This is a genomic window from Pyruvatibacter sp. HU-CL02332 (assembly GCF_040362765.1).
Lineage (GTDB): Bacteria > Pseudomonadota > Alphaproteobacteria > CGMCC-115125 > CGMCC-115125 > Pyruvatibacter.
The window spans coordinates 973,941-991,512 of record NZ_BAABWK010000002.1; the positions used below are offsets into that span (position 1 = coordinate 973,941).

The window sequence follows — 17,572 nt, forward strand, 5'->3', positions numbered from 1 at the left end:
TTGGCATCACGTGCGCCCACTGGCGAGTTGGGTAGATGTTCATTTTTGGTGCCGGCATCCATTGTTGAATCTTATTCCGCCGACGGACGGAAACGAAATGGCAAGCATGTCAGGGATCTAGCGACATGCCTGCCATCCGCTTAGAGGGGTCGCTGTCGGCGCGAAACAGGTAAAGCGACGAACAGCGACCCTCGATTGGCCTATGCCTTTACGTCAGTGCATTTCTGCAAGACCAAGGCACTTTTCTGTCGTGGTGTCGAAGTTCCCGCAGTTGAGCTCAACCCAGTCGGACTTCAGGTCCTTGGAACCTGGAAGGAAATCCGTCCATGCGTCGCCCGGCACGAGACCTTCGGTTTGCCAAACAACATCGAACTGGCCGTCAGCCTGAATTTCGCCGATGAGGACTGGCTTCGTGATGTGATGGTTTGGGAGCATCACTGACATACCACCTGTGAGGTTAGGCACTTCGATACCCGGCATGGCTGCAATTACTGCATCAACATCTGCAGTGCCTGCTGCTTCCACAGCCTTCACCCACATGTTGAAACCAATGTAGTGGGCTTCCATCGGGTCATTGCTGACGCGATCAGGGTTCTCGGTGAACTCTTTCCATGTCGAGATGAACTCGGCGTTCTCAGGAGAGTCAACGGACTGGAAGTAGTTCCAAGCCGCGAGGTGACCGACCAGCGGGCCTGTATCAAGACCTGCCAACTCTTCTTCACCCACAGAGAATGCAACCACCGGGATGTCTTCAGCCTTGATACCCTGATTGGCCAACTCCTTGTAGAAAGGTACGTTTGCATCGCCATTGATGGTTGAAACCACGGCTGTCTTTTTGCCGGCTGACCCAAACTCGCGAATGTCAGAAACAATCGTCTGCCAGTCAGAATGACCAAATGGCGTGTAGTTGATGAGGATATCTTCTTCAGCAACACCCTTGTCCTTGAGATACGCCTCAAGGATTTTGTTGGTCGTACGCGGATACACATAGTCCGTGCCGGCCAGAACCCAACGTTCGACGCTCTCTTCTTCCATGAGATAGTCAACCGCAGGGATTGCCTGCTGGTTCGGAGCCGCGCCGGTGTAGAACACGTTGCGGGAGCTCTCTTCACCTTCGTACTGCACTGGATAGAAAAGGATGCCGTTCAGCTCCTCAACCACCGGGAGAACGGATTTGCGAGATACCGATGTCCATGCGCCAAAGACGACAGACACTTCATCTTCGGACAGAAGCCCGCGCATTTTTTCAGCGAACAGAGGCCAGTTGGAAGCAGGGTCAACCACCACTGGTTCGAGCTGGCGACCAAGGACACCGCCCTTGGCATTTTGCTGCTCGATCAGCATCAGCATGGCGTCTTTGAGAGTCGTCTCACTGATCGCCATAGTGCCGGACAGGGAATGCAGAATACCAACCTTGATTGGGTCTTCTGCATAAGCAGCGCTTGAGGCCATCGTCAATGCGAGGCCGGCAATCGCGCCTTTCACAATCTTCATAGATAAACTCCGATACTTGTACTGGATAAACGGCCGAGCGACTTAAAAGGCCATCGAGATGCCGACAGAACCGGTGAGGAACGTGTCATCAGGGTTGCCTGGAATGGCGTCATTGTCGGTTGTGTAACCGACCAGATCGAAATTCATCGACCAGGAGCCGTAATCGTCAGCGATAAAGGAGAGTGGGACACCGACGGATGCGCCAAGGTAAGAGTAGGCATAGCCACCTTCAGTGCCGCCCTGGAAATCATCGTCAAGGAAGATCCCGACGCCAGCCGGGATGCTGACTGAAACTGTTTCCGTCAGATCGAAACCAGGGGAAACGCCCAGCACAAGAGCTGAACCTTCAGCCTGAGCACCGTTGCCGGCTGTACGAATGTGCCATGTCAGCGACGGGCTCATTGCCCAAGCGCCCAGCAGATCGGAGTCATCATAGGACAAGCCGAAATCGAGAATTTCTTCGATGTCGCCCGCATATGCCCAGGACTGGTACGTCGCTGAAACGGTTACGGTCTCGATTGTGTATGCCGCACCGACCCAGAAATCGACTTCCTGAAGCGTGCCGCCAATCGCGCTGTTGGCGTTGTCATTGATGTCCGCCCAGACGCCGGTGTAGACGCTGAGTTCATCAGTTGCCTGAACACTTATGTCTGCAAAGGCAAATGTGGTGGAGCGATCACCGAAGAATTCGGTGCCGCCGGCCCAAACGTCTGCGCCGTATGAAATGAAGTGTGAGTTGTAGCTGACACCAACGTTGCCGGACACTTTATCGGCGGCCATTGATGATGTTGCGGCCATTACGCCAAGTGCACCGCTGCAGAGAGCGACGCCAAGTTTGCTGATCTGTTTAGTCATGGAAATCCCCCAAGGAATTGAGTCAAAACGGGCCGGGGAATCACCTGTTTTCAAGCCAGTTCATGCCCCGCACGTCAAAGCTCACATCCATGGTGCGGCGCAACAATACGTCATTGTGCGTATGTTCCGCCCTTGGGAGGCGTGGAGGATGGTAAACGGTCCACACTGTGGCGCTTTTGCACTTGCTCATGTGAGACCCGCAGATATGCAGGTACAAATCTGAGGCGGAGTGTGGATGTTAGGTCCTACACTTGGCTGGCACCGCATCATGTCGCTGCCGCAACATCACGTCCTTTGAAAGACAGCGTCATTGGCAATTCCAAAGCAGAAAGTTGTTCCCCAGAGGCGCAGCTACAACCAATGGGTCGTCAATGAGACTCTGGAAGACTTCGCCTTGCGCTTTACCGCGCGAAAGGCCCGGGGTGGATCCATTTTTCGGGTCACCAACACTGCCCTAGGGACCGTTTCGTTTCTGGTCCTGGAAGCGATTGGTGCATCCATTACGCTTGCCTATGGCTTTACCAACGCTGTGACCGCCATCCTGGTGGTTGGCCTGGTTATCTTCCTGCTTGGGTTGCCACTGAGTTATCATGCGTCGCGCAATGGGTTGGACATTGATCTCCTCACCCGCGGAGCCGGATTTGGCTATGTCGGCTCGACCATCACATCACTGATTTATGCGTCATTTACCTTCATCTTCTTTGCTCTAGAAGCCGCCATCATGGCGCTGGCGCTAGAGATGTGGCTTGGCGTGCCCACTTACCTGGGGTACCTCGTGACTGCCCTTGTCGTGTTGCCCTTGGTGACTCACGGCTTTACGTACCTCAGTAAATTCCAGACCTGGACGCAGCCCGTTTGGCTCGGTCTGCAGATTATTGCAGTGATTTCGGTGGTGAATTCCGATGCGCTGGCCTTTGCCGACTGGGCGGTCTTTGCTGGCGAGCTTGGTGATTCAGATGCGCCCTTCAACCTTCTTTTGTTCGGCAGTGCGTGCAGTCTCATTTTTCCGCTCGTCGCTCAGAATGCGGAACAAGTTGACTACCAGCGGTTCATGCCGGAACAGACGCGCAAAAACCGCCTGGCTTGGTTGGCATCCGTCGTGGCCGCGGGACCTGGTTGGGTTATCCCGGGTGTGCTCAAGATGCTGCTCGGATCTTTTTTCGCTGTCCTTCTCCTCAACATCGGCTTTTCGCTCGAACAAGCAGGACAGCCGACCGAGATGTACCTGTATGCTTTTACTCAGGCATTCGGGGACACAGGTTTCACAATCGGCGTTGCGGCTGTGTTCGTCATCCTGTCGCAACTGAAGATAAACGTGACCAACGCCTATGCCGGGTCTATCGCGTGGTCGAACTTTTTCGCCCGTCTTACACACAGCCACCCTGGTCGCGTTGTTTGGCTGTTCTTCAATGTTTCATTGGCGTTGATGCTCATGGAGCTTGGAATCTACCAGACATTTGAACGGACATTGGGCCTGTACGCCAATATTCCCCTGGCGTGGATGGCAACCGTGGCCGCAGACCTTGCGATCAACAAACCGCTTGGACTTTCGCCAAAGAAGATCGAGTTCAGGAGGGCATACCTACCCAACTTCAACCCGGTTGGTCCGGTGAGCATGACCATCGCCTCCGTCATCGGCATTGGCATTTATGCCGGGATTGCAGGCATAGAAAACCGGCCTTACGCGACCTTCGCGTCACTGCTCATACCTTTCTTTCTGGTGCCACTCATCGCATGGCTGACCAAGGGAAAATACTATCTCGCTCGCCCTGTCATAGAGGTCGCAGGCCCTGGTGAAGAAACTGAGTGCTGCATCTGTCAAAATGCATTTGAGTCTCAGGACATGGCGTCCTGCCCTGTTTATGCAGCGCCCATATGCTCGCTATGCTGTGGGCTGGATGCAAGATGCCACGACGCATGTAAAGACGATGGCGATACGCGGCCTGAATCTACTATTCTACTTCGTATGTCGCGTTACCTCGCCCAATTCACCGGCAACATATTGAACGCGCGCCTGCTGAAGTATCTGGGCGCACTGGCCATCGGCGTCGCTCTCGCTGCCATGCTGCTCAGCCTCGCATACCTGCATCTGCTCGACTCACCGGGTCTGGACAGGGACACTATCGAAGCGACCCTTATTGCCTGTTTCTTCATTATCGTCTTCGTCATCGCGATCGCGATTTGGCCGTTTCTTCTTGCAAAGGAAAGCAGTCTGGCGACGCGGCTGGAAAGCCAGGCTCAAACAGAGCTTCTCTACAAAGAAATCAGGGCTCGTCGCGAGACTGACGCTGAACTGCAGCTCGCCAAGGAACTTGCCGAGGCCCGCAATGAAGCGAAGACAAAATACGTTCAAGGCACCAGCCATGAGCTAAGAACGCCACTGAATGCGATACTGGGGTATGCGCAGCTTCTAGAAACAAAACCCGATCTGCCTCGAGAGCTGGAGCATGGATTGAGCGTCATCCGACGTAGTGGCGCGCATCTTTCAAGCCTAGTCGATGGCTTGCTCGATATTTCCATGATCGAAGCGGGAAAATTCAAAACCTACAGCGATGAAGTTCCGATCCGCGAGTTTCTGGATCAACTGGTGGATATGTTCACGTTGCAGGCGCGCGACAAAGGCCTCTCCTTCATTTTTGAGCAGCCCGAGCACATGGCGCGGATCGTACGCGTGGATGAAAAACGACTTCGGCAGGTGCTGATCAATCTGGTATCCAATGCCATTCGATACACCCACACTGGCAGTGTGACACTGCGATTGAGTTACTCCGGTGAAGTGGCTCGCTTCGACATCATCGATACCGGTGTTGGCATCGTTAACGAAGACCTTGAGCGCATTTTTGTACCCTTTGAGCGTCTGGAGTCGCCTCAGCGACCAGCAACGAAGGGGTCAGGTCTTGGACTGACGATTACCAAGTTGCTTGTCGAGGCAATGGGCGGCGAGATTACCGTTACTAGTCAACCCGGTACCGGAAGTTGCTTCACCATACGGATTTTCCTGCCGGCGGTGACCCACCCCACAAAGGCTGAGACGAAAGTCCGGACGCCAATTGTTGGGTATGAAGGCCCTCGTCGGACCATCCTGATTGTAGATGACGACACCCACCACCTTGATTTTATGCGCGACGCCCTTAGCCAGGCCGGACTGTTTGTTCTTACAGAGGATAGCGGCGAAGGCTGCATCGTTACCGCCAGCACATGCAGTCCAGACGCTGTTTTACTCGATATCTCGCTGCCCGGCATCGATGGTTGGACGGTCGCGAGAGAGTTGCGCAAGAACGCGGATCCGAACATCAAGATCATCATGGTCTCGGCCAATGCACGAAATGATCCCAAGCGGGCGGAGGAATCTGAATTCCACAATGCCTATTTGATGAAACCGGTGCACTTGCCGACCTTGATGAATCAACTTAAGTCCATCTTCGGCTTCAAGTGGATCTATCAACCTCCTCCCGGAGATGATGAGGCAGAACCTGAAGCAATTGCCCCAGTAGCAACGAGAGTCATCCCGGCAGATGACATCGAACGTCTGTTGGAACTGGCAAAAATAGGCCACGCGAGGGGCATATTGGACGCGCTCGATGCTATATCAGCACGCCATCCGGAAGCTGACATGTCTCTCAATCAGATGCGCGTGATCGCGGAAAGTTGTGACTTTGAAACGCTTCAAATTGAACTCGAGAAGCTGATCGCAAATGATTAGCAGTCCCGATGATCGCCCTGTTTTTCTCGTTGTTGATGACGACACTGATTCACTGAGTCTTCTGAGTGACGTCCTCGAAGGCGCGGGCATTTCGGCCTTGGTAGCGCCGAGCGGAACCGCCGCCCTCGCCATTCTCAGCAGGATTGTGCCTGACGGCATTCTGATGGATGCGGTCATGCCGGGTCTTGATGGTTTTGAGACGTGTCGGCAGATCAAGCAGAATCCAGAATGGGCCGGTATTCCACTGATCTTCATGACCGGCCTCAAGGATACAGAAAACATCGTTCGTGGCTTCACGGCAGGTGGTATTGACTACATCACCAAGCCATTTCGTATTGAAGAGCTAACCGCCAGACTCCTGTCGCACATTGCGCAGTCTCGGATGGCCAAATCCACTCGGCACGCTCTGGATTTCACAGGATCGCCACTATTGGCTGTTTCGGCCAACGGCATCCCATCGTGGTGGAATGCCCCTGCGGATGAGCTTCTGAGACAGCTGCTGCCAGGTCAGGCAATTGCTGCCGGCTCGGAAATATCCGGCCTCAGCGATATGTTGATTTCAGCTGGTGTACTTGAGGGCACCACAGCAACAATCGAGGGCATCAGCGGGAAGACGCTGATTGCAAAACTCCTCGGCACCGTTGAGCGCGATGAGTTCCTCATTGAGTTGAGCATTCAGCATTCTAGTGAGGACACCGATCACCCAATTGCGACGCTAAGGGAGAGCTTCGGCCTTACAAAAAGAGAGGCAGAGGTCTTGCTATGGGTCACCCGCGGCAAGGCCAACCGCGACATAGCGGAAATCATGAGCTGCAGTCCTAGAACCATCAACAAGCACCTTGAACAGGTCTTCAGCAAGATGAATGTGGAAAACAGAACAGCAGCGGCAATAGCGGCAGTGTCCAAAATCTAGCCTCGAAATCCTGATCAGCTTGTAAGTCCCAACAATACGCCTGCAGCCAAAAGCTGGATGCTAAATCCGGTGCGCTCGCTCGGTGCATGGCGCTAGAAGTGAACCTCGCAAAATTCTAACAGGAACCTGTTTAGAGGAACCCTCCCTGCAGAGCCTGATTATGAATCGGGCATTTGGATGGATGGGTGACCAGTCAATAGGCAATGGCGTGTACGGAACAATACAAACCGTTAGAAAACGGGTGTTTGTTTGTTGGCACGCTTCTTGAGTTGTTAAGTTCGATAGCAGCTAGGGTTCCGGCCGGTGGTGATCTTGTGGATCTGCCGGTGTCTGGTCCGAGAGCTGCGGCCCTACCGGTCAACAGCGGTTGGGTACACGGCGGGACAAAAGCCCGGGAGGTCTAACGCGTTTGGCAAAACAGCGTCCGGCCCGCCGTGACCTCCAAACTCCAAGACCTACAATGGAGTATTGGCTATGAAGAATTTTTCACGACTACTGATTGCCCTCACAACATCTGCGAGTCTGATGTTCGCAGGCGCCTCGGCTGCGCTAGCGGAGGAAAAAACAGAGTTCAAGCTGGCGTGGTCGATCTATGTTGGTTGGATGCCCTGGGGATGGGCTGCCGACCAGGGAATCGTCGACAAGTGGGCTGACAAGTACGACATCAAAATCGAGGTTGTTCAGTTCAACGATTATATCGAGTCCATAAATCAGTACACGGCTGGTGCCTTTGACGGCGTTACCGCCACAAACATGGACATTCTGGCTATCCCGTCTGTAGGCGGCGTGGACACAACGGCCCTGATCGTGGGTGACTTCTCCAACGGGAATGATGCCCTCATTCTCAAGGACGCAGATACGCTGGAAGCAGTTGTCGGTCAGAAGGTCAATCTGGTTGAGCTGTCGGTTTCTCACTATCTGCTTGCACGAGCGCTTGAGAGCATTGGCAAGGCTGAAAAAGATATCAGCGTCGTCAACACTTCTGACGCCGACATGATTGCTGCCTATCAGACCGATGATGTGACAGCTGTAGTGACCTGGAACCCGTTGGTTGCAGAAATTCTGGAAACGCCCGGCGCCAACAAGGTTTTTGACTCATCCGACATTCCGGGTGAAATCATGGACCTCACGGCTGTGAACACGGAGACTCTGGCGGACAACCCTGCGTTCGGCAAAGCTCTCGCAGGCGCTTGGTATGAGACTATGTCCATCATGCTGTCGGACACACCAGAAGGCGAGGCCGCACGGACGGCCATGGGTGAAGCATCCGGCACTGATCTTGCCGGCTACGACATGCAGCTTGCATCCACAGAAATGTTTGCAACGCCCTCAGACGCTGTGACGTTCACAACATCCAAGGATGTCGAGGCAACCATGCAGGCGGTTCGCATGTTCCTCTTTGAACGTGGCCTCCTCGGTGACGGTGCTGATAGCCCTGACATCGTAGGAATCGGCTTTCCTGACGGGTCAATCCTCGGCGACGAAGAAAATGTGAAGTTCCGTTTCAATGCCGACTACATGGCCATGGCAGCCGACGGCACTCTCTAACGCAACCTGCATGAGCCTTCCGCATCACAACTAGACACTGGAAAGCAGGCACTCGCATGCCCTCTACCCGACGCGAACGGCTCATCAACCGACACCCTGGACCGGCGGCCGGGCGACTACTGGCACTTGCACCCTTCGTGCTCTTGTTGCTCGCCTATGCCGTCGGTTCAGAAATCAGACTTGCCGACAACCCGAATGACAAACTGCTGCCAAGCTTCAGCGCAATTGCAGATGCGGTGCAGCGGATGGCCTTTGAGCCAGACAGGAGAACCGGCAGTTACCTCTTGTGGGAAGACACAGTAGCCAGCCTCTCGCGCCTCGGTGCAGGCGTGCTTCTGGCAACCTTCATGGGTGCTGTTGTTGGCATTGCCGTCGGCCTTATCCCATATGCTCGTCACACCATGTCTGCCTTCATTGCCGTGTTCGCAATGATCCCACCTCTTGCTGTCTTGCCCATTCTGTTCATTACCTTCGGCCTGGGTGAGCTCTCCAAAGTTGTTTTGATTGTATTTGGAATAGCCCCATACATGACGCGCGACATTGCCCTTCGCGTTTCTGAACTTCCTGCCGAACAGATCGTCAAGGCGCAGACCCTTGGGGCGTCGACCTGGCACATCGCATGGCGGATTGTGCTCCCTCAGATGCTGCCACGCATTATTGATACGTTGCGCCTGTCGCTAGGTGCGGCATGGCTTTTCCTTATTGCCGCAGAAGCGATCGCGGCTCAAAGCGGCCTTGGATACCGCATCTTTCTCCTACGGCGATATCTGGCCATGGACGTGATCCTTCCTTACGTCTTCTGGATCACATTCCTTGCCGTTGGCTTTGACTACGCATTGCGCAAATACCAGGGCTGGGCTCATCCCTGGTTCGCAAGCCAAAGGGCACAAGCATGACCGAAGTCAGTGTCCAGGATGTCTGGATGGAGTATGGCGACCAGATTGTTCTGGAGCGCATCAACTTTGACGTGCCGGCCCACTCGTTCATTTCACTTGTGGGTCCGTCTGGATGTGGCAAGTCGACATTTCTACGGCTCTTGCTCAGTCAGGAAAGAGCAACACGTGGAGCCATACTCATTGACGGCAACCCCATTGCTCCCAACCCAGAGCCTGACAGAGGCGTTGTGTTCCAGAAATACTCCGTGTTTCCACATCTGACAGCTGTCGAAAACGTAATGCTCGGGCTTGAGATTGAGCGCGGCGGCATCTTTGCTCGATTGCATGGGCGTGCGCGGCGCACAGCGCGTGCAGAAGCAATGGAAATGCTTGAGGGCGTTGGACTTGGAGACTCGGCCAAGAAGTATCCCTCTGCGCTTTCAGGTGGCATGCAGCAACGCCTTGCCATTGCTCAAGCGCTTATAATGAAGCCTCGGGTCCTGCTGCTGGACGAACCTTTCGGCGCTCTTGATCCAGGTATCCGGTCTGAAGTACATGACTTGATGTTGCGGCTTTGGTGGGACACCAAAATGACCGTGTTCATGGTCACTCACGATTTGAGTGAGGCCTTTTACCTTGGCACGCGGGTCATCGCCTTTGACCGCAAACGCAAAAGAGAAGAGGAACTGGAGCGCTACGGCGCGACGATTGCCTTTGATACCCTGACCGACCCCGCCCCCTTTATCGCCAAGCTCAAGGCTCAGGAGGCAGCGGCAGGATGAAAGTCTGTTCTCGCCGGGACGACCCGGCGGTTGGCGCAATGCCACCTCACGAGACATGGCCCAGGACGACCTGGTGTGAAACGAACGGCTTAACAAGCCGGCTTCGACCAGATGGAGGTGTCTATGAGACCCCGAAGCGAGACGCATCAAAGTGAAATCATCCTCAGTGAAACCATGCAGGGCGGCGCCCATTGGTCACTGACTATCAGGGCGGGCTTCACGCTGCGCCTAACGGATAGTGAAGGCGGCGCCAATGTCGGCATGCTTTTCTACAATCCGGCAAATCCGCTGGAACGCTACAACGCACCTGACACTCTCAAATGTCAGCACACCTTCAAGCTGACCAAAGGCAATTGCCTCTATTCAGATATGGGTCGGATTTTCTGCTCCATCGTCGAAGACACACATGGTTGGCACGACACCGTCTGCGGCAACAGCACGCGCGCGGGTCTGGAGGGTCGCTACGGCGCGATGACGTACCAGGAGTACCGAAACGAGCGTGCTCAGAACGGTCTGGACAGTTTTCTTGTTGAAGGTGCGAAATACGGATTGGGCAAAAAGGATCTTGCTGCAAACGTAAATTGGTTCAGCACGGTCAAGACCGATGCTGACGGCACACTTGGATTTGTTCAAGACGGTGGGACAACTGGTGCCCATGTAGAACTGCGCTTTGAGATGGATACACTGGTGCTGCTTCATACCTGCCCTCACCCCTTGGATCCGTCGCCGACCTACGCTCCCAAACCCGTACGTGTCGAGCTCTTTGAAGCGCAACCTGTCGCCGACGATGATTTCTGCAGGACATCGCGCCCGGAAAACGGACGGGGTTTTGAAAATACGGAGCTGTATCGCCGCGGGTCAATCGGCTCTTCACCGTCGATGGGTGGGAATTGAGATCATGATCAAGGAAAGCCCATTCCACTCCGACAAGGCACTCTACCGCGAGATCGTGGAGGCAGGCGCATACTGGATGCATGTGGTCGAAAAGGGCCAGGTGCTCAGAATTCTCGATCTTGAGGGAAACCAGGCAGCGGACACCCTGTTTTACAATGCCACTGATCCAACGGAGCGCTATAGCGCAATTGATACCATCCGCGAGCAGGGCAACGTCTACCTCACTGCCGGGACGAAACTTCTTTCAACCGAAAACAATGTGATGCTGGAAATAACGGCTGACACGTGCGGGCAGCACGACACGTTGGGCGGAGCTTGCGCAACGGAATCCAATACCGTGCGCTATGCCCATGACACCAAGTACATGCATGCGTGTCGAGACAGCTGGCTTCTGGCCGTCGCTGAAAATGATGGGTACGACATGTCAAAACGTGACATCACGCATAACATCAACTTCTTCATGAATGTGCCGGTAACGCCCGAAGGTGGCCTGACTTTCGAGGATGGCATCAGTGCGCCAGGAAAATACGTGGAAATGCGCGCTGAGATGGATGTGCTTGTGCTCGTTTCCAACTGCCCGCAATTGAATAATCCCTGCAACGCGTACAACCCGACCCCGATCGAAATGCTGATCTGGGACGGGGCGTCGGCGTGACGCGCGGCTACAAGGGAGAGTCCAGAAAAATGTTTAACACTGTTCTTGTCGCCAATAGAGGCGAGATAGCCTGCCGCATCATCCGAACCCTGAAGGTTATGGGTGTGAAGTCGGTTGCCATCTACTCAGAAGCAGACCGACACTCTTTGCATGTTCAGCAAGCGGACGAGGCCTATTGCGTAGGTCCCGCCGCGGTGTCTGAAAGCTACCTCAACATCCCAAAGATCCTCTCCATCTGCCGAGAGGCTTCGGTGGACGCTGTCCATCCCGGCTATGGGTTCTTGAGCGAGAATGCCGACTTTGCGGAGCGGCTTGGGGAAGATGGCATTGTGTTCATTGGCCCAAGACCAGACCACCTGCGCGAGTTTGGGACCAAGCATACAGCTCGCGCTCTTGCTCAGGAGGCAGGTGTACCTCTCCTGCCCGGCACAGAACTGCTTCTCAGTCTGCGTGAAGCGCTTACAGCAGCCGACGACATTGGATATCCGGTGATGCTCAAGAGCACGGCCGGCGGTGGCGGCATCGGCCTGCAGCTTTGCCAGTCCAGCACTGAACTCGAAAAGGCGTTCGAGTCAGTCCGCCGCATGGGCGAAGCCAATTTCGGAAATGCCGGTGTGTTTCTGGAAAAATTTGTAAGCGATGCCCGCCATATAGAGGTTCAGATATTTGGTGATGGCGAGGGCAATGTCGTTACCCTCGGCGAGCGCGACTGCTCGCTGCAACGGCGCAACCAGAAGGTTGTAGAAGAGACTCCCGCGCCGGGCATCTCTGACGAGCAACGCATTGCCCTTGCAGATGCTGCCTACAGTCTTGGTTCTTCAGTTTCCTATGCCTCCGCGGGAACGGTCGAATTCATCTATGACATCCGCGAGAAGCAATTCTACTTCCTCGAAGTCAACACGCGGTTGCAGGTCGAACATGGTGTCACTGAAGAAGTCTTTGGGATTGACCTGGTCGAGTGGATGGTGCGGTTGGCTGGCGGCGATTTAGCACCACTCGCCGAAAAGTCTCTGACCGCATCAGGGGCAGCTATGGAGGTGCGCATCAATGCGGAAGACCCCGGTCGCAACTTCATGCCCAGCGCAGGTCGGCTGACGGAGGTTGGTTTTGGTCCCAACACCCGCGTGGATGGGTGGATCGAGACGGGCACAGTGGTGACGTCTCACTATGATTCGCTGCTTGCTAAGCTCATCGTCAAAGGCAAAGACAGAACCGATGCACTGGTGAAGCTACAACAGGCGCTCGAGGATACATCGCTCTATGGAATAGAAACCAACCTGGACTATCTGGGCACCATCGCCGCATCGAGCATGTTCGCCGACGCCAACGTCTCAACACGGGTGCTAGGAGAGTTCGACTATCAACCAAGACGAATTGAGGTGATAGCCGCCGGCGCGCAATCGAGTGTTCAGGACCTTCCCGGTCGCGTCGGGTATTGGGCCGTTGGGGTTCCGCCAAGCGGGCCAATGGATGACTTATCGTTCCGCCTCGCCAACCGACTTGTGGGCAACGAAGAATCTGCTGCCGGGCTTGAGTTTGCCGTCACCGGCCCAACATTGCGATTTGCCTCTGCCGCAACCATTGCTCTTGCCGGCGCGAACATGTCGGCGAAACTTGATGGCGTTGAAATACCCAATTGGGAAGCGGTGGAGGTTGCGGCCGGTCAAACCCTGACACTCGGTGCCATTGTTGGCGCTGGCAACCGGACGTATCTCGCTATTCGCAATGGGATTGATGCACCGTCCTATCTGGGAAGCCGATCCACTTTCATTTTGGGTGGCTTTGGTGGCCATGCGACAGGACAGCTGCGGACCGGTGACATCATTCGGTTGAATCGCGATGGCGCGACCGCCGCAACGCTGCCGCCGATCATCCCGAGCAACCGCCCCGCCCTTACGAAGGAATGGGAGCTCGGTGTCCTCTATGGCCCCCATGGCGCGCCGGACTTCTTTACTGAGTCCGACATCGAAACGCTGTTTGAAACATCCTATGAGGTTCATTTCAACAGCGCACGAACGGGCGTCCGTCTGATTGGACCTAAACCCGAATGGGCCAGAGAGGATGGAGGCGAAGCTGGGCTGCATCCCTCCAACATCCACGACAATGCGTATGCCGTTGGAACCATCGATTTCACCGGAGACATGCCGATTATTCTGGGGCCTGACGGCCCAAGTCTTGGAGGCTTCGTCTGTCCGGTCACTCTGGCAAACGCAGAACTCTGGAAAATGGGTCAATTGCACCCGGGTGACCGCGTCCGCTTTGTACCTCTGACAGCTGACGAGGCAGTTGCCCTTGATGAGAAACGAAAGCATTTTGTCGAGCGGCCTACAGTGGCAGCGCCTGAAATCATCTCGCACACAGCGTCTCGTGGGCACAGCGCCCAACAACCGGCAATTTTGGGAAAGGGGGAAACCAACGGCATTGAAGTGGTGTATCGGCGCGCGGGCGACGCTTATCTTCTCATAGAGTTCGGGCCGCTTGTTCTGGATCTGCGGTTGCGATTGCAGGTGACGGCTTTGATGGCGTGGCTCGAAGAGGCCGCGCCTGACGGCATCATTGATCTCACCCCGGGTATCCGATCCCTTCAGGTCCATTATGACCCAACATGCTTGTCGACAAGCCAGCTGCTTGACTTCCTCAAGCAGGCCGAGGGTGAAATGGCTCGCGCAGAAGATCTGACGGTGCCGAGCCGCGTGGTCCATCTGCCGTTGAGCTGGCGTGACGAACAAACTGAACTCGCCATGCAGAAGTACCAAGAGCTTGTTCGCGCGGATGCACCCTGGTGCCCGTCAAATGTCGAGTTCATTCGCCGCATCAACGGTTTGGCTGATGAGCAGGCGGTCAAAGACATTGTGTTTGATGCCGACTATCTGGTCCTTGGCCTAGGTGACGTGTATTTGGGCGCACCAGTGGCAACGCCGATAGATCCACGACATCGTCTTGTAACGACAAAGTACAATCCGGCGCGCACATGGACGCCCGAAAACGCTGTCGGCATCGGTGGGGCATACATGTGCATCTACGGCATGGAGGGGCCCGGTGGGTATCAGCTCTTTGGCCGAACGTTGCAGGTATGGAGCACGTGGCAGCAACGCGGCAACTTCCAACAGGGCAAACCATGGCTGCTTAGATTTTTTGACCGGATCAAATTCTTCCCTGTATCGCCTGAAGAGTTGCTGGAAGCACGGGATGCGTTTCCACATGGCGCCTATGAGATTGAAGTGGAGGACGGTTCATTCAATCTGGCAACTCATGAGGCAGCGCTTGCCACCGATCAGGATGCTATCCACGCCTTCAAAGATACTCAGCAAAGAGCGTTCGAAGCGGAACGACAAAGGTGGCGCGATCAGGGGATTGACCAAGTCGCCATCGAGGAAGCGTTCGCGGTGGATGAGCCAGACATTGTCGTTCCCGATGGTGGGTTCGCCATTGAGGCATCTCTGCCCGGCAACGTGTGGAAGGTCCTCGTAAAACCGGGCCAGTCCGTCGAGGTGGGAGATCCGGTTGTCATTCTTGAAAGCATGAAGATGGAAGTCGAGATAGTGTCTCCTCAAGCTGGTCTGGTTCACGATATTCTCTGCAAAGCTGGACAAACCGTCGATCCAGGCCAGACCGTCATGGTAATGTCGGTTGATGTTGGAGCAGTCCAGCATGCTTGATCTTCAGATTAGCGTTCTTCAGGAAGCATATGCGTCAGGTACCACTACGCCTGAACAAGTGGTTGCCGAAGTCTATCGTCGGATAGAAGCCTGCTCTGATCAGGCTGTTTGGATTTCCTTGATCCCGCCTGAAGACGCTGCCGCAGCCGCGCAAGCCCTCTCAAAAGACGGTGACCAAAGAGAGGAGATGCCCCTTTTTGGTGTTCCTTTCGCGATCAAGGACAACATTGACTGCGCAGAGCTGCCGACAACCGCAGGCTGCCCCTCCTACGCTTACACGCCCGGGGACGACGCCACCGCAGTGGCGCGGTTGCGGGCAGCAGGCGCAATTCTGATCGGCAAGACGAACCTCGACCAGTTTGCCACCGGCCTGGTTGGAACCCGATCTCCTTACGGTAGTCCGCATTCTCCCTTCAGTGAGGAGTACATCTCCGGCGGCTCCAGTAGTGGCTCGGCCGTGGCAGTTGCACGGGGGCTTGTGTCGTTTGCACTTGGCACTGACACCGCTGGGTCCGGTCGAGTTCCTGCATCTTTCAACAACATCGTGGGTTACAAACCAACGCGTGGCATTGGAAGCACCAAGGGTGTCGTGCCTGCGTGCCGAACCCTCGATTGCGTGAGCGTTTTCGCTGCGACCTGCGGCGATGCGGCCGTGGTCAAGAAAGTCATTGAAGGTTTCGACGCAGGTGACCCCTATTCGCGCGTGCTTGATGTGCGCCCACTTCACGGAGCCGAGTTTAGCTTTGGCGTCCTGGACGAGGGAAGCCGCAACTTCATGGCAGATGAAGGGGCTGAAGCTTTGTATGATGGTGCCATCAAGGCATTGAAGCGCCTGGGCGGCGTGCCCGTCGAATTTGACTACACACCCTTTCGCAAAGCCGCTGAGTTGCTCTATGCGGGCCCATGGGTCGCTGAAAGATATGCCGCAATAGGCCGACATATCGATGGCAAAAATGAGAATGATGAACCGAGGAGTGATCTCGCAGGTGACATTGACCCAGTTGTCGCGGGAATCGTCCGTGGCGGACTTTCATCTTCGGCGGTAGATGCATTCCTTGGTCAATATCTGCTGGCAGACCTTCGCCGGACAATTGACCAGACATGGAACCAAGTCGATGTACTGTTGTTGCCGACAACACCGACGACCTATCGCAAAGACGAAATCGCTGCTGACCCTGTGAGTCTAAATGCAAATCTTGGTCTCTATACAAACTTTGTGAACCTGACAGATTGCGCCGCCGTTGCGGTGCCGGTCGGGTTCAGGAATGGTTTGCCTGCAGGCGCAACACTCGTTGGGCCAGCGTTTACAGATGAAGGCCTGCTATCACTAGGGGACAAGTTGCACCGCTCCGCATCACATGAGCCGCGCGTCGGCGCCACTGATGTTCCTCTGAGCCCGTCCCTTGCAGGCGGCAGCCAAGGTATCGAACTTGCGGTTGTCGGTGCACATCTTGTTGGACAACCGCTCAACTGGCAGCTCACGTCACGCGGCGCGAAACTGAAGGAAGCTACCCACACTACTGGCAACTACAATCTGTTCGCCCTGGCAAATACCAAACCCGCCAAGCCCGGACTCGCCCGGTCGGTTCGAGGCGGCGTGGCTATTGAGGTAGAAGTCTGGCTGCTTTCCGATGAGGCATTCGGAAGTTTTACCGCCGAAGTGCCTGCGCCTTTGGCAATCGGAAATGTTGAGCTTGCGGACGGGAGATGGGTAAAGGGTTTCGTATGCGAACCCTGGGCATTGGTCGACGCAGACGACATATCGAAGTTTGGTGGCTGGCGCGCGTACCTCGCAGACTCTCAATGATTTGCGGCAGATATCCAGCGTCACATCTCGAACAAGACGCTGCTCGGGCGGGGCCGGAAGGTCAATGTGGACCGGGATGGAACTGGCTGAGTTTGCAGGATTCACACTGCACTGCGTCACTTTAGAACCGGTCTCCACTTTAGTGTCCTGCAGATTGCGCAAATGCCTCAACTGATGAGTCGCATGCTTTACACGGTGTAGCTAGGCGGAATCGAACCACTCGATCTCGCCCTCTAAACGAGATAGCCATCGGGCCGGAAGCAGCAACACCAACTCAACGGCAAACGAACGCGCCAAGGATTCTTTGGCAGGAAGTTGATGCACAACTCAGCAAGGACCAGAGCCTGGCGATCATCGCGATAAGGGGGCGGCTCGCACTACATATAC

At 55.2% G+C, this 17,572-nt stretch carries 11 protein-coding genes and 1 riboswitch; of the genes, 9 read left to right on the forward strand and 2 right to left on the reverse strand.

Annotated features, from left to right (window positions below):
- Positions 1-213: 213 nt before the first annotated feature.
- Both urtA and ABXH05_RS15235 read right to left on the reverse strand, forming a co-directional pair.
- Positions 214-1,494: an urea ABC transporter substrate-binding protein gene (gene urtA, locus ABXH05_RS15230; RefSeq protein ID WP_353562003.1), complete on the reverse strand. Its 1,281-nt coding sequence runs from the start codon at positions 1,492-1,494 to the stop codon at positions 214-216.
- Positions 1,495-1,536: 42 nt separating this feature from the next.
- Positions 1,537-2,349: a hypothetical protein gene (locus tag ABXH05_RS15235; protein WP_353562005.1), complete on the reverse strand. Its 813-nt coding sequence runs from the start codon at positions 2,347-2,349 to the stop codon at positions 1,537-1,539.
- Between the two features lie 394 nt (positions 2,350-2,743).
- On the opposite strand from ABXH05_RS15235, the gene ABXH05_RS15240 reads away from it, so the two are divergent.
- The 9 genes from ABXH05_RS15240 (at position 2,744) to atzF (ending at position 17,185) form a co-directional block, all read left to right on the forward strand.
- The gene (locus ABXH05_RS15240; RefSeq protein ID WP_353562007.1) at positions 2,744-6,052 is read left to right on the forward strand and encodes a hybrid sensor histidine kinase/response regulator; all 3,309 of its coding nucleotides are present in this window, start codon (positions 2,744-2,746) and stop codon (positions 6,050-6,052) included.
- Complete coding sequence (locus tag ABXH05_RS15245) at positions 6,045-6,965, forward strand: response regulator (protein ID WP_353562009.1); 921 nt, start codon at positions 6,045-6,047, stop codon at positions 6,963-6,965. Before ABXH05_RS15240 ends, ABXH05_RS15245 begins: the two co-directional genes overlap by 8 nt.
- A 277-nt stretch (positions 6,966-7,242) precedes the next feature.
- A riboswitch (guanidine-I (ykkC/yxkD leader) is annotated at positions 7,243-7,365 on the forward strand.
- Between the two features lie 74 nt (positions 7,366-7,439).
- A complete protein-coding gene (locus ABXH05_RS15250) occupies positions 7,440-8,513 on the forward strand; it encodes a putative urea ABC transporter substrate-binding protein (protein WP_353562011.1) in 1,074 nt (357 codons plus the stop codon).
- 56 nt (positions 8,514-8,569) lie between these two features.
- The gene (locus tag ABXH05_RS15255) at positions 8,570-9,409 is read left to right on the forward strand and encodes an ABC transporter permease (RefSeq protein WP_353562013.1); all 840 of its coding nucleotides are present in this window, start codon (positions 8,570-8,572) and stop codon (positions 9,407-9,409) included.
- Positions 9,406-10,170, forward strand: a complete 765-nt coding sequence (locus ABXH05_RS15260; RefSeq protein WP_353562015.1) for an ABC transporter ATP-binding protein — start codon at positions 9,406-9,408, stop codon at positions 10,168-10,170. The genes ABXH05_RS15255 and ABXH05_RS15260 overlap by 4 nt, the downstream gene beginning before the upstream one ends.
- A gap of 123 nt (positions 10,171-10,293) precedes the next feature.
- Positions 10,294-11,064, forward strand: coding sequence for an urea amidolyase associated protein UAAP1 (locus tag ABXH05_RS15265; RefSeq protein ID WP_353562016.1), 771 nt, complete (start codon positions 10,294-10,296; stop codon positions 11,062-11,064).
- A gap of 4 nt (positions 11,065-11,068) precedes the next feature.
- Positions 11,069-11,719, forward strand: a complete 651-nt coding sequence (locus ABXH05_RS15270; protein WP_353562018.1) for an urea amidolyase associated protein UAAP2 — start codon at positions 11,069-11,071, stop codon at positions 11,717-11,719.
- 29 nt (positions 11,720-11,748) lie between these two features.
- Positions 11,749-15,378 (forward strand): urea carboxylase, encoded by a 3,630-nt coding sequence (gene uca / locus ABXH05_RS15275; protein ID WP_353562020.1) that lies wholly within the window; start codon positions 11,749-11,751, stop codon positions 15,376-15,378.
- On the forward strand, positions 15,371-17,185 hold the full coding sequence (atzF, locus tag ABXH05_RS15280; protein ID WP_353562022.1) for an allophanate hydrolase: 1,815 nt from the start codon (positions 15,371-15,373) through the stop codon (positions 17,183-17,185). Before uca ends, atzF begins: the two co-directional genes overlap by 8 nt.
- The last annotated feature ends 387 nt before the right edge of the window (positions 17,186-17,572 follow it).

Bases quoted from the DNA above. Each gene is read 5' to 3' on its own strand.
- ABXH05_RS15255 (WP_353562013.1), top strand. From the start codon at position 8,570: ATGCCCTCTACCCGACGCGAACGGCTCATCAACCGACACCCTGGACCG.
- uca (WP_353562020.1), top strand. From the start codon at position 11,749: ATGTTTAACACTGTTCTTGTCGCCAATAGAGGCGAGATAGCCTGCCGC.
- ABXH05_RS15260 (WP_353562015.1), top strand. From the start codon at position 9,406: ATGACCGAAGTCAGTGTCCAGGATGTCTGGATGGAGTATGGCGACCAG.
- ABXH05_RS15270 (WP_353562018.1), top strand. From the start codon at position 11,069: ATGATCAAGGAAAGCCCATTCCACTCCGACAAGGCACTCTACCGCGAG.
- atzF (WP_353562022.1), top strand. From the start codon at position 15,371: ATGCTTGATCTTCAGATTAGCGTTCTTCAGGAAGCATATGCGTCAGGT.
- ABXH05_RS15235 (WP_353562005.1), bottom strand. From the start codon at position 2,349: ATGACTAAACAGATCAGCAAACTTGGCGTCGCTCTCTGCAGCGGTGCA.
- urtA (WP_353562003.1), bottom strand. From the start codon at position 1,494: ATGAAGATTGTGAAAGGCGCGATTGCCGGCCTCGCATTGACGATGGCC.
- ABXH05_RS15265 (WP_353562016.1), top strand. From the start codon at position 10,294: ATGAGACCCCGAAGCGAGACGCATCAAAGTGAAATCATCCTCAGTGAA.
- ABXH05_RS15250 (WP_353562011.1), top strand. From the start codon at position 7,440: ATGAAGAATTTTTCACGACTACTGATTGCCCTCACAACATCTGCGAGT.
- ABXH05_RS15245 (WP_353562009.1), top strand. From the start codon at position 6,045: ATGATTAGCAGTCCCGATGATCGCCCTGTTTTTCTCGTTGTTGATGAC.